Genomic DNA, 18,698 nt, shown 5'->3' with positions numbered 1-18,698 from the left:
ATGACCCTTCTAGAACTCGACAATATCGTCGTGGAATTCCCCACCCGCCGTGGCCCGCTTGAGGCCGTCAAAGGGCTGAGCCTTGAGCTGAACGAAGGACAGATCCTTGGGCTGGTGGGCGAAAGTGGCGCGGGCAAGTCCATCACCGGCGCCGCGATCACCGGCCTGATCGAGCCGCCCGGACTGATCCGGTCGGGCCAGGTGCGCCTGCGTGGGCAGCGGATCGACAACCTCGCACCCGAAAAAATGCGCCGCATCCGGGGCAAGGAGATCGGGGCGATTTTTCAGGACCCGCTGACGAGCCTCAATCCGGTTTACACTGTGGGCGAACAGTTGATCGACACGATGCGCGTGCATCTGGGGCTGGATCACAAAGCCGCCCGCAAGCGCGCCATCGACTGGCTGGCCGAAGTGGGCATTCCCGCCCCCGAGGCCCGGCTGGATCAGTACCCGCACCAGTTTTCCGGCGGGATGCGCCAGCGGGTCGTCATTGCCTTGGCCCTGTGTGCCGAACCGAAACTGATTATTGCGGACGAGCCGACCACCGCGCTGGATGTCAGCGTGCAGGCGCAGATTCTGGCTTTGTTGAAACGCCTGTGCCGCGAGAACGGCACGGCCGTGATTCTGGTCACCCACGATATGGGCGTGATTGCCGAAACTGCCGACCGCGTGGCCGTGATGTATGCGGGCCGGCTGGTCGAGATCGGGGATGTGGCGCAGGTCATTCAGGACCCGTTGCACCCCTATACCAAGGGGCTGATGAACTCGATTCCGCAGATCGGCAACCGCGACGCCCGCCTGACCCAAATCGAAGGCGCGATGCCCGGTCTGCGCAACCCCGCCCCCGGCTGCGCCTTTGCGCCGCGTTGTCCTCAAGCCATCGACACCTGCCGCACCCTGCGCCCCATTCCTGTGGACGCAGGCAGCGGTCAGGTTGCCTGTCACCTGTTCGGAGAGGCCCAATGAACGATCAAGCACAAAGCCCCGACATCCTGAGTGTCCGCAAGGTTTCCAAGCGTTTCGACATATCCGAACCGTTCCTGAACCGCCTGCTGGAGCGCCGCCCCAGGCGCATCCTGACCGCCGTGGACGAAATCAGCTTTGACGTGCCGCGCGGCAAGACCTTTGCCGTGGTGGGTGAATCCGGCTGCGGCAAATCCACCGTTGCGCGCCTGTTGATGGGTTTGCACACACCCAGCGCCGGCACCATACGGTTCGAGGACAGCGACATCACGCACATGGCTCCCGGCAAACCGCCTGCATTGCGCCGCCGGATGCAGATGATTTTTCAGGACCCCTTTGCCTCGCTCAACCCGCGCTGGCGGGTGCGCGAGATCATCGGCGAGCCGCTGAAGAATTTCGGCATTTGCAAGACCCGCGCCGAAGTTACGCAAGAGGTGGAGAAACTGCTGGTGCAGGTGGGCCTGAATGCCGCCGACGCCAAGAAGTTTCCGCACGAATTTTCGGGCGGCCAGCGTCAGCGTCTGTCGATTGCCCGCGCCCTGACCACACGGCCCGAACTGCTGATCTGTGACGAGCCGACCTCGGCGCTGGATGTCAGCGTGCAAAGTCAGATCCTGAACCTGATGAAGGACCTTCAGGACGAATTCGGCATGAGTTACATCTTTATCAGCCACGATCTGGCGGTGGTGTGGTACATGGCCGACGTTCTGGCGGTGATGTATCTGGGCAAGATCGTCGAGGTCGGCCCGAAAGAGCAGATTTTCGAGAACCCGCAGCATCCCTATACGCGGCTGCTGATGGGAACCGTGCCCAAGCTGACCGTCGGCGGCATCGAGCGTGCGCCTGTGTCGGGCGAAGTGCCCAATCCCATCTCGCCGCCTTCGGGGTGCAGCTTTCACCCGCGCTGCCCGCTGGCCAACGAGACCTGTCGCACGGTGTCGCCCGAGTTGAAAGTCAGAGCCGGTGGTGCGCACTCTGCCTGTCATGCGGCAGACGCAGGGCGGTTGCCGTCCTGGACACGCATGGCAGCGGAGTAGACACGATGGAATTTGATTTTACGGCACTTCCCGAACAGGACCGCTATCGGTTGCTGTCCAACTTTGTCGCCCCGCGCCCCATCGCGCTGGTCACGACGTTGTCGGCAGACGGGGTGGCGAATGCGGCCCCGATGAGCTTTTTCAACGTGTTCTCGCAAGAGCCGCCAATCCTGATCCTGGGCATCCAGACGCGGCCCGATGGCACCGTCAAGGACACCGTGACCAACATCGACGCCAGCGGGTCGTTCTGCGTGAACATGGTGGACATGGCGCTGGCCGAGGCGATGACCGTCTGCGGCATCAGCTATGCGCCGGATGTGGACGAGATTGCGACCGCGGGTCTGACAATGAACCCGGCGACGCAGATCAAGGGCGGCTGGATCGCGGAAAGCCCCTGCGCGATGGAATGCAAGGTGGCCGATACCATCCGCTACGAACGGCGCGTGATCATCCTGGGCGAAGTGGTCCAGATGCACGTGCGCGACGCCTGTCTGGATGCCGCGGGGCGTTACGTGAACCCCGAGACCTATCAGCCCATCGCGCGGCTGCACGCCGACAATTACATCACCTCCGACCGGCAGTTCGAGCTGAAAGCCCCCGCGCAGCCTCCTGTCGGCATCAAAAGGAAAATCCCCTCATGAAAGTTTTGCTGGTCAATCCCAACTCGACCCGCGAGATGACCGACGCCATCGCGCGCACCGCGCGGGCGCTGTCCGGTCCGGGCATCGAGGTGATGGCCGTGACCGCACGCGGCACCCCCGCCAGCATCGAAGGCTATGCCGACGAGGCGCGCGCCGTGCCCGCGATGCTGGATGCGATCCTCGAGGCCGAGCGTCAGGGAGCGTCGGCCCATGTCATCGCCTGTTTTGACGATCCGGGCCTGGACGCGGCCCGCGCGGTGGCCAGCGGTCCGGTGGTGGGTCTGTGCGAGGCGGCGCTGATCGCTGCCGGACGGGTGGCCAAGCGGTTCTCGGTCGTCACAACCCTGCCCCGCGCCGTGCCGATCATCGAGGATCTGGCAGGTCGCTACGGCTGCGGGCGCAGCCTGCGCCGTGTTCATGCCGCCGACATTCCGGTGCTGGACCTGGAAACCGACCCCGACCGGGTCCTGCCCCTGATCGCGGCCAAGATCCGGCAGGCAGTCGAACAGGACGGTGCCGAGGCGGTTGTGCTGGGTTGCGCGGGTATGAGCGCCCATCTCGAACTGCTGAGCTGCGACGCCGGTGTGCCCGTCATCGACGGCGTGGGCTTTGCCATCCGCATGGCCGCGGGGCTGGCGGGCACCGGGCTGATGACCAGCAAGACCGGCGCCTATGCGTTGCCCCGCCTGAAACCGCTTGCAGCAGGCCATCGTGCCGCTGCCACGCTCACGTGACCCACAGGAGACGCACATGACCAAACGTTTGCTTTTGAAGACCCTGCGCCTGATGGGGGCTGACCCTGTGGACGTGCTGATCGAGGGGGGGCGCATCACACGAATTGCGGGCGAGATACCCGCGCAGGACGGCGACACCGTGGAACAATGCGCGGGCGCGATTGCCCTGCCCGGTCTGGTCGACGCCCATGCGCACCTGGACAAGACGCTGTGGGGTATGCCCTGGCATCCGCACGCCCAGGGCAAAAGCCTGCAACAGATGATCGACACCGAACGCAGCTTGCGGCACGAGTTGGACATGGACGCCGCCCGCCAGTCCGCGCGGCAGGTCACGCTGGCGCTGTCCAAGGGGACGACCGCCATCCGCAGTCACGTGGACATCGACACCGACCACGGGCTGAAGATGTTCGAGGGCGTGGCCGAAACCCGCGCCCGCTTTGCCGATGTCATGCAGATCGAAATCGTGGCCTTTCCGCAATCGGGCATGATGATCCGCCCCGGTACGGTCGAGTTGATGGATCAGGCCCTGCGCGACGGGGCCGACATTGTCGGCGGGCTGGACCCTTGTGGCATCGACCGCGACCCAAAGGGACAGCTCGACGCCATCTTTGGGCTGGCAGAGAAACACGGCAAACCGGTCGACATCCACCTGCACGAAGCGGGCGAGTTGGGCGCTTTCAGCCTGGACATGATCCTGGACCGGACCCAGGCGCTGGCGATGCAGGGCAAAGTCACGGTCAGCCACGCCTTTTGCCTTGGCATGAACGACACGGCCCGGGTCAACGCGCAACTGGACCGGATCGCGGCGCTTGGCGTATCGCTGGCCACCACCGCACCCGCGTCCCGGCCCGTGCCATCGGTTGCAGCCTGCCGTGAACGGGGCATCGCCATCTGTGCGGGCAATGACGGCATCCGAGACACGTGGACCCCCTATGGCAACGCCTGCATGTTGGAACGCGCCATGTTGGTCGGCCTGCGCAACAATTTCCGCGCCGACGTCGAGGTCGCCTGGGCGCTGGACACCTGCACCACCGACGGTGCACGCGTGATGGAGCTGGACGGTTACGGGTTGGAGGTGGGCTGTCGCGCCGATCTGGTGCTGGTCGAGGTTCCCGCCCTGTCCGAAGCGGTAACCCAGCGCCCCGCCCGGCGGTTGGTGATTTCGGGCGGGCAGATCGTGGCACGCGACGGCGAAACCCTTGGCCCGTGGCAAAGCGCATGAAACGCACCGCCCTGACCGCACGCTGGGTGGTGGGCCACGTGGATGGCAGCCACAGGCTTTTCCGAAACGGCACCGTAGTCGTCGAAGGCACGCAGGTGCTGTTCGCGGGCCATGGCTTTGACGGCGAGGTCGCGGAAACCATCGACTTTGGTGACGCGATGATCGGCCCCGGCTTTGTCGATCTGGACGCGCTGTCCGACCTGGACACCACCGTTCTGGGCTATGACAACCACCCGCCCGAACTCAAGGGCCGCGTCTGGCCGCAAAGCTATATGCAGGCAGGCCCGCGCGAGATGTATACGCCCGAGGAACTGGCCTGGCAGAAACGCTATGCCTTTACCCGCCTGATCCGCAACGGCATCACCACGGCGTTGCCCATCGCCTCGTTGTTCTACCGGGCCTGGGGCGAGACAGCGGCGGAGTTTGATGCAGCCGCCGACGCGGCCGCCGATCTGGGGCTGCGCGTCTATCTGGGTCCGGCCTATCGCAGCGGCAACCTGGTGGTGGGCACCAACCGCAAGATCGGATTTCACTATGACGACGCGCGCGGGTTTGCCGGGCTGGACGACGCGACGCGGTTCATAGACCGGCATGAGAACACCCACGGCGGGCTGGTGCGCACGATGCTGGCCCCCGACCGGATCGAGACCTGCACGCCCGAGCTTTTGCGCCGCAGCGGGGCGCTGGCGCGTGATTGCGATGTGCCGATCCGGCTGCATTGCTGTCAGTCGCGGCTGGAATACGATCTGGTCGTGCAGCAGCATGGCAAAAGCCCGCTGGAGCTGTTGCGCGACACCGAATTCTTTGCCCCCAGCACGGTCCTGCCGCATGGGCTGTTTCTGTCGGGCATCAATGGCATCACCCATGAGGCCCCCGATCTCGACATCCTGACCGCCTCGGGCGCAGCACTGGCGCATTGCCCGCTGGTGATGGCGCGCAGTGGCAAGGTGATGCAGTCGTTTCCGCGGTTCCGCGATCTGGGCGTGACCATCGGCATGGGCACCGACACCCATCCCCCCGACATGATCCAGAACATGGCCGTGGGCATGATGACCGCGCGCATCGCCGAAGCCGATGCGACCACAGTCCGTGCAACGGACTTTTACGACGCGGCAACGCTGGGCGGTGCGGACGCGCTGAAGCGCCCCGATCTGGGGCGGCTGGCGGCAGGCTGTGCCGCAGACCTGAACGTGATCCGGTTCGATACGCCCGAGATGGGGCAGGTCATCGACCCGATCCAGACCCTGCTGCTGAACGGATCAGGGCGCGACGTGTCCGACGTGATGATCGCGGGTCGCTTTGTCATGCGTGATGGGGTCATTCCCGGCGTCGATGCTGCGGCTGATCGCGAACGCGCACAAGCGCAGTTTGACAGGATGGTGGCGCAATACCCTGACCGAACGCTGTTCCACCCGCCCCTGGAACAGATTTTCCCGCCCAGCTACCTGCTGGGCTAACAGGCTGCTGGAAAACCAGGCCCACGTGCCATGCGCCTGCGTTGCATGGCTATGATCGGGACAGATCAATGGCTGATGGTTTGTGTCTCAGGCGTATCCAATAATGGCTTTATCAAGCCAACGCAGGCTACCGCTCTGCCCCACCTGCGCCTGACGAGAAACCAGCCTTCACGAATTGCCAGCAGCTGGCTATTCATAAGCCACATCAATGCTTTGAAAGTGGTGCCCGGGGGCGGAATCGAACCACCGACACGAGGATTTTCAATCCACTGCTCTACCCCTGAGCTACCCGGGCACGGGTGATTGCTTTGCAATCGGGGTGAGGCGGTTTCTAGGGGGGTTGGCGCGTGGTGTCCAGAGGCTTTTTGAGCAATCTGGTCAATGCGGTTTGCGCGCCTCTTCTTCCAGCGCATCCAGAGCTTTTTCGATGTCTTCGGGGTCGGTTGACGGCACCGCGTAGTCACCGTTCGCCCAGCGGCCCAGATCGATATCGGCGCAGCGCAGCGAGCAGAAGGGGCGGTATTTGTGGACAGTTTCGGATTTGCAGATCGGACAGGTCATGCGGCCTCGGGTGGCAATGGCGCGCGGGCGCGTTTGCGTTGCAGTTCCATGTGGCCCAGCGGGGTCCACCCCACCAGAGCCGTTTCAATCGTATCGCCACGCAGGGCGGCGCGCAGCGCGCTTTCAAAGGTGCGGCGGTCTTTTTTGGGCATGGGGGCCAAGTCCATCACGATCTGACCACCAAGGCCACGCACGCGCAGCGCCGTGGGCAGGGCACGGGCGGCAGCAAGGTTCGCTTTCAGCCCGCCCGCCAGCGAGGCGTCGTTGCCGGTGTTCACGTCCACAGCGACCAGCGCGCGGGTTTCCTCGACATACATCGACGCACCGCCGCCCAGGTCAACCCAAGCACCACGCGCCGCGTCGATCGCATCCAGCACGCTGTGCGCCTCAAAACCGCCCGCGTCGGTGACCACATCCGCAGGATCGGTCCAGTCGCGCCACGCCAGGATATGCGGGCCGTCGCCTTCGCTCAGAACTTCGGCACCCTGGCCGTCATCGCCCAGCACGGTTTCGGCCAACTCTGCCATCGCCAGAATATCGTCCGTGATGTCGTCGGCATCGGCGCCCACGCAGCTTGACCGCAGAATCAGTCCCATGTCGCGGCCATCCATCGCCTCGTGTGCGATTTCCAGAAGCGAATCGCGCAAGCTCTCATCGCGGATTGACCGCGAGATGTTCAGGCCCGGCGCATCGGGGGTGATGATCGCATAACGGCTTTTGAACAGCAGCTTTTGCGTCACCGGGATCGCCTTGCCCGGCTCGGCATAGCCGGACACCTGCACCAAGATCTCCTGCCCCGGCGCCAGCCCCTTGATCTGGCGCAGAAATGCGCTGCCGTCCGGGGTTTTCAGGAACATGCCACCCTGCCCTTTCACGGGCTTGTCGGCAATCGCGCGGTACACCGTGCCGGGGCGCGGGGCGTCGCTGTCGATGATCAGGTCGTGCAGCTTGCCGTCAACCATCAGCGCGGCCGCTTCGGCCCCGTCCAGATGGTCCAGAATGATCGTATTGCCCTTCATGTGCTCCCCCAGAGCTTGACGCCGGCTGCGGTCAGCAGCCCTGCGGTTTCGGCCAGCGGCAGGCCGACAATGCCGGTGAACGACCCGGAAATCCACGGGATCAACGCGCCAGCCGGTCCCTGGATGCCATAGCCGCCCGCCTTGCCCTGCCAGTCGCCGGTGGCAAGATATCCGTTCACTTCATCGTTCGACAGGACCTTCATGCGCACGGTGCTGACCACATCGCGTTCCCACAACCGGTCGCCCCGGCGCACGGCCACGGCGGTAACCACGCGGTGGCGGCGGCCCGACATCGCCCACAGGAACGCAGCCGCCTCGGCCGCATCCGCAGGTTTGCCCAGGATGCGACGGCCCAGTGCCACGGTGGTGTCCGCGCACAGCACGACGTCATCCGCATCCGCCTGGACAGCGGCAACCTTTTCACGGGCCATCCGCTGACAATAGGGACGCGGCAGTTCGCCAGCCATCGGGGTTTCATCGATATCCGGCGCGCGGATAGCGTCCGGCACAACGCCGATTTGTCCGAGAAGCTCTTTGCGTCTCGGACTGCCTGATCCCAGTACGAAGGCCACTTTGGCCTTACTTGAAACGGTAGTTGATCCGACCCTTGGTCAGATCGTAGGGGGTCATTTCGACCTGTACTTTGTCGCCAGCCAGAACGCGGATGCGGTTTTTGCGCATCTTGCCTGCCGTATGTGCGATGATCTCATGGCCGTTTTCAAGCTCGACCCGGAACGTCGCATTAGGCAGAAGTTCTTTCACGACACCGGGAAATTCGAGCGTATCTTCCTTGGCCATGGTCTCTCCATATGCAATCCGTCCGCTGAATTCTGCGGACATGGGGCTAAATGCGCCGATTGGACCCTGTTTTCAAGGGCTATTCGCGCATTTTACACACGAGCGCGGCATCGCTGCGTGAATCTTGTCGTGTCCAGTTGCGCCGGTTCAGCACCACACCGTCGGTTCGGGCGTACGCAATGGTCTGCAAATCGACCTCGGCATAGGTCCATCCGGGCTGGTTTAGCTCGCCCACTGCCAGCACGCCGGTGTCGGGAAATCCCTTGTCAGGCGGGCCAAAGATGCCGCCGGCACCCACGCTGATGTCCACCGCTTCGGACCAATCTGCCGGACCAACCACCGAGGACATGACCGTGACGCATTGCGTTTCCAGTGCGCGGGCCATGGCCCCGATGCGCACACGCCAATAGCCGGACAGCGCCTCGGTCACCGAGGGGATCAGGATCAGGTCGGCGTCACTCAGGGCACGGGCCAGCAGGGGAAATTCGCTGTCATAGCAGATCAGGATGCCCATCTTGCCCAGGGCCGTGTCAAAGAGTTGAAGGGCGTTGCCCGGCTCAACGTCCCAGATTTCTTCCTCGAAACGGGTCATGATCTGTTTGTCCTGGGCCCCCACCTGTCCCGTCGGCGCGAACAGGCGCGCGCGGTTCACGGGGCGTTGTCCGACGGCAGGCACATAGGGGGCGGAGGCCGCGAGGATATGCACGTTATACTCTGCCGCCAGCTTTACATGCAGTGCGTCGGCCTGCGGCAACCGTTCTGACACCGCGTGCAGCGATGCCTCAAGATCGCCCGCGACCTCCAGACCTGCCAAAGTCGCCAGTTCCATCGCACCGTATTCGGGAAACACCAGCAGATCGGCACCCTGCCCTGCAGCCTCGGAGACCCATTTTGTCAGCTTGCCCTCGTAGTCGGCCCAGGTCTGGAAAACGTCCAGCGGATAGGATGCGGTTGCGATCTTCATAGGGTGCTCCGTGGGCTGTGTGGACAGGATTTGGCCGAAGTGTCGCGCGATTTGAAGGGCGCTGCAAGGCGATGCAAAAACAGGCCTGACATCACGAAACCCAAAGATATGAATTGTAAAAGTTCTATGAACGCTTGACCTGTGGCCATTGAAGTTTCACAAAACCGGAAACTGGAGACAATGGCGATGATCAGCAAAGGTGTCACCCTGCGCGGGCTGGAAGTGTTCGAGGCGCTGGCCTCGACCGGATCGGTGGCACAGGCCGCTGCCGTCACCGGCCTGAGCCAGCCCGCGGTCAGCCAGCAGCTGCGCAACCTGGAAACGGCGCTGGACACCGATCTGATCGATCACGGCAAACGGCCCATGCGCCTGACGCCCGCAGGCCACAGCTTTCTGGGGCGGACCGAGGCGGCGCTGGCCCAGTTGCGACTGGCACAAAGTGAGCTGGCGGTGATGGACCTGGCGCATCTCAGCACGCTGAGTATCGGGCTGATCGACGATTTCGACAATGACCTGACCCCGCGTCTGGTGACGATTCTGGCCGACAGCCTGACCCACTGCAAATTCAAGCTGATCACCGCCCCCAGCCACAAGATCCTTGAGGATATCGCGGACAAAAAGCTGCATCTGGCGATTGCCGCCAGCGCGGGCACGGTGATGGACGGTGTTTTGGAATACCCGCTGGCGCGCGATCCGTTCATTCTGGTCGCGCCCAAGGGCACGGTTAAGGGGGGCGGCGATGTGATGGCCCAATTGGGCAACCTGCCTTTCCTGCGGTACGAGAAAAACCAGCTGATCGGGCGGCTGATCGAGGCACATCTGGCGCGGCAAAAGCTGGACCTGCCCGAACGATTCGAGATTGGCAGCCATCTGGCGCTGATGGCCATGGTCGCGCGGCGCATCGGTTGGGCCGTGACCACGCCACTGGGCTACATGCGCGCGGTGCGGTTCCACGACGAGGTGGACGCCTTTACCCTGCCGTTCAAACCCTTTGCGCGCACGATTTCGCTGTTTGCCGGGGCCGACTGGGTGGGCGAGGTGCCTGCCAGCGTGGCCCAGACCATGCGGCGGCTGATCGATGCGCATATGATCACCCCTGCACTGGCGCAGTTGCCGTGGCTGGCGGGCGATTTGCGGGTGCTGGACGGTTGACCGGCGCGGCCTTGCCATTCCAGACTGCGCCGACCCCAAGACGAAAGGTGCCCACCATGCCGAAAATCGTGATCCTGACAGGTGCCGGCATATCTGCCGAAAGCGGATTGGGCACCTTCCGGGATGAGGGCGGCCTGTGGGCGCAGCACCGCATCGAGGATGTCGCCACCCCGGAAGGATTCGCGCGCAACCCGCAACTGGTTGTCGACTTTTACAACGCCCGCCGCGCACAGGCGGCCGAGGCCTCGCCAAATGCGGCCCACGTGGCGCTGGCACAGCTTGAGGCAGCGATGCCCGGCGATGTGTTGATCGTCACGCAGAACGTCGACGGGCTGCACGAAAAAGCCGGATCGTCCAATGTCTTGCACATGCACGGGCAACTTGATTCGGCGCTCTGCGCGGCCTGTGATCACCGGTGGGAGGCGACATTGAAGATGACGGTGGGCCAGACCTGCCCCGCTTGCTACCAACCCACGGCCCGCCCCGACATCGTCTGGTTCGGTGAGATTCCGTATTATATGGAAGAGATCGAAATGCGCCTGAGCGAGGCCGATATTTTCGCGGCCATCGGCACCAGCGGCAATGTCTACCCCGCCGCAGGCTTTGTGCAGGCCGCTGCGGCATATGGTGCGCTGACGGTCGAGTTGAACCTCGAGCCGTCCATGGTGGTATCGCAGTTCGACGAAACCCACTTCGGCCCCGCCAGCGAGACGGTGCCGAAATGGGTCGAGGGGCTGCTGAAAGCCTAGTCGGTCTTTTCCGCGCCGTGATCCATCTGGGAATGGTCCATTTGCGAATGGTCCATCGCACCGTGACTTGCCCCTTCGGCTTTGCGCTCGTTGTCAACGGGTATGGTCACCTCGACCTCGCCCGCCTTTTCGAACACCAGGGTGACCGTCACCTCGTCACCCTGTGCCAGCGGCTGTTTCAGCCCCATCATCATCACATGATCGCCGCCGCGTGCCAGCGCATGTGTGTGCCCTGCGGCCAGGGGAATGCCGTCTTCGATCTGGGTCATGGCCATCACGCCGCCGCCCTGATCGACATGTGTGTGCATCTCGACCTTTTTGGCGATTTCGCTGCGCGCCTCGATCAGGCGGTCGTCGCTGTCGCTTTCGTTCACCAGCGTCATGAACGCCGCCGCCGTCGGCGCATTGGGCCGCGAGACGCGCACATAGGGGTCCTGCACCAGGATACCGTCGGCAAAGGCGGCTGTGGACAAAAGGGTAGAAACCGCAACTGCGGTCAGGTTCTTCATCAGTTTCATGTGGGTATATCCGTTGTTTTGCTCGTGAAAAGACAAGGGTGGCTCAGAGCAAAACAGGAGGTCCGCGCGACAGGTAGGCGGGCGCAGACACCGCGCGTGTCACCGGCACATGGCGCGCGGCATATTCGGCACGGCGGATCGCCACAACCCGCAGGGGTGCGCCGATCATCACGTCCTGCCCCAGCAGCGTCAGCGCGGCGTCGGGACAGATATGCGGCGGGCCAACCGGCTGGCCATCGGCATCGACATTCACGGTGACCGAGCCGGTGCCGATACACAGCACCATCTGCCCCGCAACCTCTGCCGAGCCTCGCGCCAACGCAAAGGCCTGCGCCGTGACAACAAGCGTCAGCATCGCAAGGCAAAGGGTGATATGGCGCAAAACGGTCATGGCCGCAGCATTAGCCGCCCATCCCACGGCATACAAGGGCCGCTCCCTGCGCCAAAACGCCGTGGACCGCAAACGAAACGACCCCGCCTGCGGATGCAGGCGGGGCCAAATTCGTCAACCTCAAAGGCTTCAGGCGGCGTTGGCGGCCAGAGCTTTTGCGATTTCTTTTTTCACTTTCAGCGCATTCGCCGACAGCTCGTCGTCTTTCGCCTTGGCGAAGAACGCGTCCAGACCACCGCGGTGGTCAACGGTGCGCAGAGCGGCAGCCGAGATGCGGAATTTGATCGCGCGGCCCAGCACTTCGGACTGCAGCGAGACATCGTTCAGGTTCGGCAGAAACCGACGACGTGTTTTGTTGTTGGCGTGGCTGACATTGTTGCCAGACATGGGGCCTTTTCCGGTCAGTTCGCAACGACGCGACATGGGATTATCCTTTTGTTCTGGTCGCTGTCAGGGCGGTCCCCGAAACGACAACAAGCGCCGCTCGCAGCTGCGCCCCTAATTTCGTCTGGTGGCAATAGGGGGAATCGCATCAAGGGTCAAGCATGATTGCGCAGGTTTCACCGCCTTATTACGCGATCATTGCCGTGTGTGGCCCAGGCTGGCCAGCATCTGTTGCGCCGCCAGTGCCGGATCGGTCTGGCCCTGCGCCACTTCGGCCCCCAGCCGCGCCATATCGGCACGCGCCTGCGCGCCGTCCAGTTGCGCCAGCAGTGCCGCACGCACGTCCTGTTCGAACCAATATTGCGCTTGCTCTGCACGGGTCCTGTCGAAAAAACCGTTCTCGCGCCGCCAGCCTGCCAGTTCCTGCATCGTCTCCCACGCCGCGCTCAGGCCGGTGTCTTCCAGTGCCGAAACCATCATCGCCTTGGGAAAGCCCGCCGGGTCCTGGGGACGTTTGCGCAACAGCCGCAGCGCCCCGGCATAATCGGCACAGGTGCGTGTGGCGGTCGCTTTCAGGTCGCCGTCGGCCTTGTTGATCAGAATCACATCGGCCATTTCCATGATGCCGCGCTTGACGCCTTGCAATTCGTCCCCGCCCGCAGGGGCCAGCAGCAGCAGGAACAAATCCGCCATCTGCGCCACCACGGTTTCCGACTGTCCCACGCCCACGGTTTCGATCAACACCACGTCAAAGCCTGCCGCCTCGCACAGAGCCACAGCTTCACGGGTGCGCCGCGCCACGCCGCCCAGATGGGTCTGGCTGGGGCTGGGACGAATAAATGCCTTGGGTTCACGCGCCAACTGGTCCATCCGCGTCTTGTCGCCCAGGATCGACCCGCCCGACCGCGCCGAGGATGGATCGACCGCCAAAACGGCCACGCGCAGCCCCTGCCCTGTCAGCATCATCCCGAAGCTTTCGATAAAGGTGCTTTTGCCCACGCCCGGCGTGCCCGACAGCCCGATGCGCAGCGCCTGCCGGTCACGGGGCAACGCCCCCAACAATTCAGCCGCCTGCATGCGGTGATCGGCGCGTCCGCTTTCTACCAGCGTGATCGCGCGGGCCAGCGCACGGCGGTCACCCGAAATGATACGTTGTGCGGTGTCGGTGATGTCCATCTGCGTGCCTTTCGTGCTTGGGATCGGTTTTCCGGTTTACAGGTCTATTTGTCCAGCCTTGGCCTTGGCCTCTGTTTCGCAGATAAGCGCAGACATGACATTTGCCCTGCCCATTGATGACGTGCTGGACGCGGTTTGCACACAGCTTGCCGCGCACAAACGGCTGGTCCTGCAAGCACCCCCCGGTGCGGGCAAGACCACGCGAGTGCCCTTGGCGTTGATGGAGGCGGGTTTCACCGGGCGCATCGTGATGCTTGAGCCGCGCCGTCTGGCCGCGCGCACCGCTGCCGAACGCATGGCCGAGACACTGGGCGAACCCGTGGGCGAAACCGTCGGCTACCGCGTGCGCGGCGAGACAAAGGTGGGCAAACACACCCGCATCGAGGTTGTCACCGAAGGCATCCTGACCCGCATGATCCAGTCTGATCCCGAGTTGGCCGGCGTCGGCGTGGTGATCTTTGACGAATTCCACGAACGCAGCCTGAACGCCGATCTGGGGCTGGCGCTGTGTCTGGAAGTGGCCGAGGCCCTGCGTGACGACCTGCATCTGGTTGTGATGTCCGCCACACTGGATGCAGCCCCCGTGGCCGAGATGCTGAACGCGCCGCTGGTCACCTCCGAAGGCCGCGCATATGAGGTGACACCGCACTGGCTGGACCGCCCGCGAGGCCAGGCCCGGCTGGAAGGCGCTGTTGCCGACCTGATCCGCGACGCCCTGCGCGCGCAGGCCGGCAGCGCGCTGGTGTTTCTGCCGGGCGAAGGCGAAATCCGGCGCGTTCAGGGGCTGCTCGACGGCAGCCTTGGCAGTGACGTGGCGGTGCATCCGCTGTTCGGGGCCATGGACTTTGCCGCCCAACGCGCCGCGATTGCCCCTGCCAAAACGGGACGCAAGGTGGTGCTGGCCACGGCCATTGCCGAAACCTCGCTGACCCTGCCCGACATCCGCATCGTGGTGGACGCCGGGTTGGCGCGGCGGGCGCGGTTCGATCCCTCAAGCGGCATGTCGCGGCTGGTGACCGAGCGCGTCACCCGCGCCGAGGCCACCCAGCGTGCGGGCCGTGCGGGGCGCGTGGCGGCGGGACATTGCTACAAACTGTGGACGCGCGGCGAGGACGGGGCGCTGGCGGCCTTCCCCCCTGCCGAGATCGAGGCCGGGGACCTGACCGGCATGGCGCTGGAACTGGCGCTGTGGGGGGCCACGCCGGAGGAGCTGAGCTTTGTCACGCCGCCGCATCCGGGTCGCTATGGCGAGGCGGTCGAGGTGCTGCGGATGCTGGAGGCCCTGGACGATGCGGGCCGCATCACGGCCCATGGCCGCGCGCTGTCGAGGCTGCCGCTGCACCCGCGTCTGGCGCATATGCTGGTGCGCGGCGGTGCGGGGGCGGCGGACCTGGCGGCCCTGCTGGCCGAGCGTGACATCCTGCGCGGCATGGGCAGCGACCTGCGGTTGCGGATGCAGGCCCTGCGCAGCCCCGACCGGTTCGGCAATGCGGTGCAGCGCGGCGCGCTGGCACGGGTGCGGCAAGAGGTGAAACGCCTGAAATCCCGCACCTCGGGCGCGGCGCAGTCGCTGGGGGCGATGGCGGCGCTGGCCTATCCTGATCGCATCGGGCTGCGCCGCAAGGGGGATGCGCCGCGCTTTGTGCTGTCGGGGGGCAAGGGCGCGGTCCTGCCCGATGGCGATGCGCTGGCCGGTGCGCGGCTGATCGTGGCCACCGATCTGGACGGCGACCCGCGCGAAGCGAAAATCCGGCAGGCGACCGAGATCAGCGACGCCGACCTGCGCGCCACTTTTGGCGACGCGATTGCGTGGCATGACGTCTGCATATGGTCCAAACGCGACGGCCGCGTTCTGGCGCGGCAGCAGGAACGGCTGGGGGCGCTGGTGCTGGAAGACCGCGCGTGGCGCGATGCGCCGCCCGAGGATATTGCCGTGGCAATGCTGGATGGCGTTCGGCAGCTGGGCCTGCTGCCCTCGGCCAAGGCGGCGCGGTTTCTGGCGCGGGCGCGGCTGGTGGATGCCGATAACTGGTCTGATGATCACCTCATCATGACACTTGAAGACTGGCTGCTGCCGCATCTGGTCGGCGTGCGGACCGCTGCCGACTGGAAGGCGCTCGAGCTGACACCTGCCCTCAAGGCGCGGCTGGACTGGGACGCGGCCCAAGCGTTGGACCGCGCCGCGCCGTCGCATTTCACCACACCGCTGGGTCGGAATGTGCCGATCGACTACAGCGGCGACGCGCCGGAGATTGCTGTGCGGTTGCAAGAGATGTTTGGCGTGACCCGACACCCCACCGTGGCGGGCAAACCGCTGAAGGTCACCCTGCTGTCCCCCGCACACCGGCCCATTCAGATCACCATGGACTTGCCAGGGTTCTGGGCCAGTTCCTATGCCGACGTGCGCAAGGACATGCGTGGGCAATACCCCAAGCATCCGTGGCCAGAAGATCCGACGCAGGAAGACCCGACACTGCGCGTCAAACGCCGAACCTAGCGCAACCAGTCGCCGTGATGGGCACCGTCCTGATCCATCCGCTCGAACCCGTGCGCGCCGAAGTAATCGCGCTGCGCCTGGATCATGTTCGCGGTGCCACGGCCCAATGCCATGGTGTCGTGCCATGCCAAGGCCGCCGACAGTGCCGGCACCGGCTGTCCGCTGAGCGCCGCCGCCGCAACCACACGCCGCAGCCCCGGCAGGGCCGCCGTCAGACGGGTGCGCATCGCGGGGGCAAGGATCAGGTGGCCGTGCGGCAGACCTGCGCGCACTGCACCCGCAAATTCGTCCAGCAGGGCCGAGCGGATGATGCATCCCGCACGCCAGATCTCGGCAATGCGGGCAAGGTCCAGATCCCAGTTGAACTCCGCCGAAGCCGCCGAGAGCACGCGGAACCCTTGGGCGTGGCCAAGGATGCGTGCGGCCAGCAGGGCGTTTTCCATGTCATCGGTGCCGGGAATGTCCGCGGGCTGGGTCGCGGGGTCCAGCAGGGCCTGCGCCGCGCGACGCACATCGCCCTCGGACGACCAGCCGCGTGCACCCACCGCGGCCTCGATGGTCGAGGCGCTTTGACCCATTTTCAAGGCTTCGATCAGGGTCCAGCGGCCCGTGCCCTTTTGCCCCGCCTGATCGCGGATCACGTCGACGATGGGCTGACCTGTGCCCGCGTCGGTCGAGGCCAGCGCTTTGGCGGTGATGTCGATGAGATAAGAGGCCACCGGACCCTCGCGCCAGCCGTCAAAGACCTGACCGATCTGGCCCGCGTCCATCCCCGCCTGATCGCGCATCAGGCCGTAAACCTCGGCGATCATCTGCATATCGGCATATTCGATGCCATTGTGCACCGTCTTGACGAAATGGCCGGCACCATCGGGGCCAAGGTGGGCGACACAAGGGTCGCCGTGAAACTTGGCGGCAATCGCCTCGGCCATCGGTTTGAGCTGTGCCCAGGAGTGATCCGAGCCGCCGACCATCATCGAAGGACCGTTCCGCGCGCCCTCCTCGCCGCCCGACACGCCCATGCCGACAAAGTGGATGCCGGTGCCCTCCAGCGCCGCACTGCGCCGCCGGGTGTCGTTGAAATCGGCGTTGCCCCCGTCGATGATCGTGTCGCCGTCGGACAGCAGCGGCGTGATCGCGTCGATCATCATGTCCATGGGCTTGGTCGAGGGGATCATGAACAGGATTGTACGCGGGGAAGCGATGGCGGCGACGAAATCGGCCAGATCAGCGTGGCCGGTGACGTTGCCCGACAGCCCCGCAGCCTCGGGCAGGAAGGCGTCGATCCAGTCGGCCTCGCGGTTCGACACCGCCACGTCAAAGCCGTGATCGGCCAGGTTCAGGGCCAAAGCACTGCCCATTGTGCCCAGACCGTAAACGCCGATCTGTGCCCGAATTTCCTGCTGCGCCATATGCTTTGCCTGTGTTGTGATCCTTGGCTTGAAACATACGCCCAAAGGCTGCGGGGGCAAGCCTTGGTGGTGGCGGCACGGGCATCTTCCGGCTTGTTCTGCACGCGGGCGAATGGCTAGATGCGGGCATGAAGATTTGTGCAATCACGATGGTTTACCGCGATTACTGGGCGCTGGCGCAATGGTATCGGCACTATGGCGCGCTGGTGGGGGCCGAGCATCTGGTGGTCGTGGCGCACGGTGCCGACCCGAAGATCGCGCAAATCTGCCCGCAGGCCAGTATCCTGACCGTGCCGCGCGACGATTTGTCCGGCTTTGACGGGGTGCGGGGGCGGATGCTCAACGGGATTCAGGCCGGTCTGGCCGAGATTTATGATTGGGTGATCCGCACCGATGCGGATGAGTTGATTTTCCTTGATCCAGCAAAGCATGACAGTTTGGAATCCGTGTTCGTGGGCCAGAAGGGTCAGGCGCTGTTTGCGCTGGGGCTGGAGGTGGTGCAGACCGATGACGGCACCTTTGGCGTGTTTTCAGGACATTACAGCAAGGCATGGGCGGTGCGCGGCGGCCTGCCAATGAAACGCCACGGGGTGCAGGTGCGGCCACGACGCGTGGCGCAGTTCGATTATGTGATGCCGGATGGTGTGTTTCTGGCGCATCTGAAATTTGCCAACCGCGCCGCATTGGCCGAGGCGAATGTGCACCGTGCCGAGGTGGCATCAGGCCCCGGTGACGGGTTGCCCGGCAAGGCATGGGAAGACCCCGAGCACGAGGCGCGCAAGGTACAGGCCCAGGTGATGCGGATGGATGCAGCGGATTGGCAGACGGCCGAAGGCATGGCGCGCGCGGAACTGGCGGCGGGGCCTGTGGTGGATGCCAAGATCGGGCTGGTGCGGTCCCGGTCGTTCAAGCTGGATCGCAAGTGCACGCTGCCGGGCTGGTTTCCTGTGCTGGACTGACTAGCATTCAGGGGCTTCGCCCCGCCCCTTTGTCCCCGACGCTTTGCGTCTCCCCCAGGGTATT

General features: G+C 64.5%; 20 protein-coding genes and 1 tRNA gene. 10 read left to right on the top strand and 11 right to left on the bottom strand.

The window, feature by feature from the left end:
- The 6 genes from BUC08_RS07095 to BUC08_RS07070 are packed head-to-tail and all read left to right on the top strand — an operon-like array spanning position 1 to position 6,054.
- Positions 1–966 (top strand): ABC transporter ATP-binding protein, encoded by a 966-nt coding sequence (locus BUC08_RS07095; RefSeq protein ID WP_037925266.1) that lies wholly within the window; start codon positions 1–3, stop codon positions 964–966.
- A complete protein-coding gene (locus BUC08_RS07090) occupies positions 963–2,000 on the top strand; it encodes an ABC transporter ATP-binding protein (RefSeq protein WP_037925264.1) in 1,038 nt (345 codons plus the stop codon). The genes BUC08_RS07095 and BUC08_RS07090 overlap by 4 nt, the downstream gene beginning before the upstream one ends.
- A gap of 5 nt (positions 2,001–2,005) precedes the next feature.
- On the top strand, positions 2,006–2,641 hold the full coding sequence (locus BUC08_RS07085) for a flavin reductase family protein (protein ID WP_037925262.1): 636 nt from the start codon (positions 2,006–2,008) through the stop codon (positions 2,639–2,641).
- Positions 2,638–3,375: an aspartate/glutamate racemase family protein gene (locus tag BUC08_RS07080; protein ID WP_037925259.1), complete on the top strand. Its 738-nt coding sequence runs from the start codon at positions 2,638–2,640 to the stop codon at positions 3,373–3,375. Before BUC08_RS07085 ends, BUC08_RS07080 begins: the two co-directional genes overlap by 4 nt.
- Before the next feature lie 16 nt (positions 3,376–3,391).
- Positions 3,392–4,597 (top strand): amidohydrolase family protein, encoded by a 1,206-nt coding sequence (locus BUC08_RS07075; RefSeq protein ID WP_037925257.1) that lies wholly within the window; start codon positions 3,392–3,394, stop codon positions 4,595–4,597.
- Positions 4,594–6,054, top strand: a complete 1,461-nt coding sequence (locus tag BUC08_RS07070) for an amidohydrolase family protein (RefSeq protein ID WP_037925254.1) — start codon at positions 4,594–4,596, stop codon at positions 6,052–6,054. Before BUC08_RS07075 ends, BUC08_RS07070 begins: the two co-directional genes overlap by 4 nt.
- Positions 6,055–6,274: 220 nt before the next feature.
- On the opposite strand, the gene BUC08_RS07065 is transcribed toward BUC08_RS07070, so the two are convergent.
- From BUC08_RS07065 to BUC08_RS07040, 6 genes are all read right to left on the bottom strand, one after another.
- Positions 6,275–6,349, bottom strand: a tRNA-Phe gene (locus tag BUC08_RS07065).
- A gap of 83 nt (positions 6,350–6,432) precedes the next feature.
- The gene (locus BUC08_RS07060) at positions 6,433–6,615 is read right to left on the bottom strand and encodes a DNA gyrase inhibitor YacG (RefSeq protein WP_037925252.1); all 183 of its coding nucleotides are present in this window, start codon (positions 6,613–6,615) and stop codon (positions 6,433–6,435) included.
- Positions 6,612–7,634 (bottom strand): ribonuclease E/G, encoded by a 1,023-nt coding sequence (locus BUC08_RS07055; protein WP_037925250.1) that lies wholly within the window; start codon positions 7,632–7,634, stop codon positions 6,612–6,614. The genes BUC08_RS07060 and BUC08_RS07055 overlap by 4 nt, the downstream gene beginning before the upstream one ends.
- Positions 7,631–8,206 carry a Maf family protein gene (locus BUC08_RS07050; protein ID WP_037925247.1) on the bottom strand — a complete coding sequence of 192 codons (576 nt, stop codon included), beginning with the start codon at positions 8,204–8,206 and terminating at the stop codon, positions 7,631–7,633. The genes BUC08_RS07055 and BUC08_RS07050 overlap by 4 nt, the downstream gene beginning before the upstream one ends.
- Positions 8,207–8,213: 7 nt before the next feature.
- The gene (gene infA / locus BUC08_RS07045) at positions 8,214–8,432 is read right to left on the bottom strand and encodes a translation initiation factor IF-1 (protein ID WP_005978431.1); all 219 of its coding nucleotides are present in this window, start codon (positions 8,430–8,432) and stop codon (positions 8,214–8,216) included.
- A 79-nt stretch (positions 8,433–8,511) separates the two neighbouring features.
- Positions 8,512–9,396 carry a carbon-nitrogen hydrolase family protein gene (locus BUC08_RS07040; protein ID WP_037925245.1) on the bottom strand — a complete coding sequence of 295 codons (885 nt, stop codon included), beginning with the start codon at positions 9,394–9,396 and terminating at the stop codon, positions 8,512–8,514.
- Positions 9,397–9,582: 186 nt separating this feature from the next.
- Here BUC08_RS07040 and BUC08_RS07035 point away from each other — a divergent pair, with 186 nt between their 5' ends.
- Together BUC08_RS07035 and BUC08_RS07030 are read left to right on the top strand one after the other, a co-directional pair.
- A complete protein-coding gene (locus BUC08_RS07035) occupies positions 9,583–10,548 on the top strand; it encodes a LysR family transcriptional regulator (RefSeq protein WP_037925617.1) in 966 nt (321 codons plus the stop codon).
- A 56-nt stretch (positions 10,549–10,604) separates the two neighbouring features.
- Positions 10,605–11,297, top strand: a complete 693-nt coding sequence (locus tag BUC08_RS07030) for an NAD-dependent deacylase (RefSeq protein ID WP_037925243.1) — start codon at positions 10,605–10,607, stop codon at positions 11,295–11,297.
- On the opposite strand, the gene BUC08_RS07025 is transcribed toward BUC08_RS07030, so the two are convergent.
- The 4 genes from BUC08_RS07025 to meaB all read right to left on the bottom strand — a co-directional run bounded on the left by BUC08_RS07025 (position 11,294) and on the right by meaB (position 13,766).
- The gene (locus BUC08_RS07025) at positions 11,294–11,815 is read right to left on the bottom strand and encodes a copper chaperone PCu(A)C (protein WP_051694220.1); all 522 of its coding nucleotides are present in this window, start codon (positions 11,813–11,815) and stop codon (positions 11,294–11,296) included. The two genes, BUC08_RS07030 and BUC08_RS07025, sit on opposite strands and share 4 nt — an antisense overlap.
- A 43-nt stretch (positions 11,816–11,858) precedes the next feature.
- Positions 11,859–12,206, bottom strand: a complete 348-nt coding sequence (locus BUC08_RS07020) for a hypothetical protein (protein ID WP_037925241.1) — start codon at positions 12,204–12,206, stop codon at positions 11,859–11,861.
- Positions 12,207–12,335: 129 nt separating this feature from the next.
- Positions 12,336–12,629 (bottom strand): 50S ribosomal protein L28, encoded by a 294-nt coding sequence (gene rpmB, locus BUC08_RS07015; protein WP_028954785.1) that lies wholly within the window; start codon positions 12,627–12,629, stop codon positions 12,336–12,338.
- Between the two features lie 156 nt (positions 12,630–12,785).
- Positions 12,786–13,766: a methylmalonyl Co-A mutase-associated GTPase MeaB gene (gene meaB, locus BUC08_RS07010; protein ID WP_037925238.1), complete on the bottom strand. Its 981-nt coding sequence runs from the start codon at positions 13,764–13,766 to the stop codon at positions 12,786–12,788.
- Positions 13,767–13,860: 94 nt separating this feature from the next.
- Here meaB and hrpB point away from each other — a divergent pair, with 94 nt between their 5' ends.
- A complete protein-coding gene (gene hrpB, locus BUC08_RS07005) occupies positions 13,861–16,263 on the top strand; it encodes an ATP-dependent helicase HrpB (RefSeq protein WP_037925236.1) in 2,403 nt (800 codons plus the stop codon).
- On the opposite strand, the gene gndA is transcribed toward hrpB, so the two are convergent.
- A complete protein-coding gene (gene gndA, locus BUC08_RS07000) occupies positions 16,260–17,675 on the bottom strand; it encodes an NADP-dependent phosphogluconate dehydrogenase (RefSeq protein WP_037925234.1) in 1,416 nt (471 codons plus the stop codon). The genes hrpB and gndA overlap by 4 nt on opposite strands.
- A 128-nt stretch (positions 17,676–17,803) precedes the next feature.
- Between gndA and BUC08_RS06995 the strand changes: the two genes are divergently transcribed.
- Positions 17,804–18,634 carry a glycosyltransferase family 2 protein gene (locus BUC08_RS06995; RefSeq protein ID WP_037925233.1) on the top strand — a complete coding sequence of 277 codons (831 nt, stop codon included), beginning with the start codon at positions 17,804–17,806 and terminating at the stop codon, positions 18,632–18,634.
- The last annotated feature ends 64 nt before the right edge of the window (positions 18,635–18,698 follow it).

The organism is Pseudosulfitobacter pseudonitzschiae, assembly GCF_900129395.1.
Classification (GTDB): Bacteria; Pseudomonadota; Alphaproteobacteria; order Rhodobacterales; family Rhodobacteraceae; genus Pseudosulfitobacter; species Pseudosulfitobacter pseudonitzschiae.
The sequence above is the reverse complement of the archived record's forward strand: the minus strand, read 5'-3'. Positions and strand labels throughout refer to the sequence as shown.

What these genes read in the sequence shown, in the direction of transcription:
- BUC08_RS07095 (WP_037925266.1), top strand. Translation starts at nt 1, where the DNA reads ATGACCCTTCTAGAACTCGACAATATCGTCGTGGAATTCCCCACCCGC.
- BUC08_RS07090 (WP_037925264.1), top strand. Translation starts at nt 963, where the DNA reads ATGAACGATCAAGCACAAAGCCCCGACATCCTGAGTGTCCGCAAGGTT.
- BUC08_RS07085 (WP_037925262.1), top strand. Translation starts at nt 2,006, where the DNA reads ATGGAATTTGATTTTACGGCACTTCCCGAACAGGACCGCTATCGGTTG.
- BUC08_RS07080 (WP_037925259.1), top strand. Translation starts at nt 2,638, where the DNA reads ATGAAAGTTTTGCTGGTCAATCCCAACTCGACCCGCGAGATGACCGAC.
- BUC08_RS07075 (WP_037925257.1), top strand. Translation starts at nt 3,392, where the DNA reads ATGACCAAACGTTTGCTTTTGAAGACCCTGCGCCTGATGGGGGCTGAC.
- BUC08_RS07070 (WP_037925254.1), top strand. Translation starts at nt 4,594, where the DNA reads ATGAAACGCACCGCCCTGACCGCACGCTGGGTGGTGGGCCACGTGGAT.
- BUC08_RS07060 (WP_037925252.1), bottom strand. Translation starts at nt 6,615, where the DNA reads ATGACCTGTCCGATCTGCAAATCCGAAACTGTCCACAAATACCGCCCC.
- BUC08_RS07055 (WP_037925250.1), bottom strand. Translation starts at nt 7,634, where the DNA reads ATGAAGGGCAATACGATCATTCTGGACCATCTGGACGGGGCCGAAGCG.
- infA (WP_005978431.1), bottom strand. Translation starts at nt 8,432, where the DNA reads ATGGCCAAGGAAGATACGCTCGAATTTCCCGGTGTCGTGAAAGAACTT.
- BUC08_RS07040 (WP_037925245.1), bottom strand. Translation starts at nt 9,396, where the DNA reads ATGAAGATCGCAACCGCATCCTATCCGCTGGACGTTTTCCAGACCTGG.
- BUC08_RS07035 (WP_037925617.1), top strand. Translation starts at nt 9,583, where the DNA reads ATGATCAGCAAAGGTGTCACCCTGCGCGGGCTGGAAGTGTTCGAGGCG.
- BUC08_RS07030 (WP_037925243.1), top strand. Translation starts at nt 10,605, where the DNA reads ATGCCGAAAATCGTGATCCTGACAGGTGCCGGCATATCTGCCGAAAGC.
- BUC08_RS07025 (WP_051694220.1), bottom strand. Translation starts at nt 11,815, where the DNA reads ATGAAACTGATGAAGAACCTGACCGCAGTTGCGGTTTCTACCCTTTTG.
- BUC08_RS07020 (WP_037925241.1), bottom strand. Translation starts at nt 12,206, where the DNA reads ATGACCGTTTTGCGCCATATCACCCTTTGCCTTGCGATGCTGACGCTT.
- rpmB (WP_028954785.1), bottom strand. Translation starts at nt 12,629, where the DNA reads ATGTCGCGTCGTTGCGAACTGACCGGAAAAGGCCCCATGTCTGGCAAC.
- meaB (WP_037925238.1), bottom strand. Translation starts at nt 13,766, where the DNA reads ATGGACATCACCGACACCGCACAACGTATCATTTCGGGTGACCGCCGT.
- hrpB (WP_037925236.1), top strand. Translation starts at nt 13,861, where the DNA reads ATGACATTTGCCCTGCCCATTGATGACGTGCTGGACGCGGTTTGCACA.
- gndA (WP_037925234.1), bottom strand. Translation starts at nt 17,675, where the DNA reads ATGGCGCAGCAGGAAATTCGGGCACAGATCGGCGTTTACGGTCTGGGC.
- BUC08_RS06995 (WP_037925233.1), top strand. Translation starts at nt 17,804, where the DNA reads ATGAAGATTTGTGCAATCACGATGGTTTACCGCGATTACTGGGCGCTG.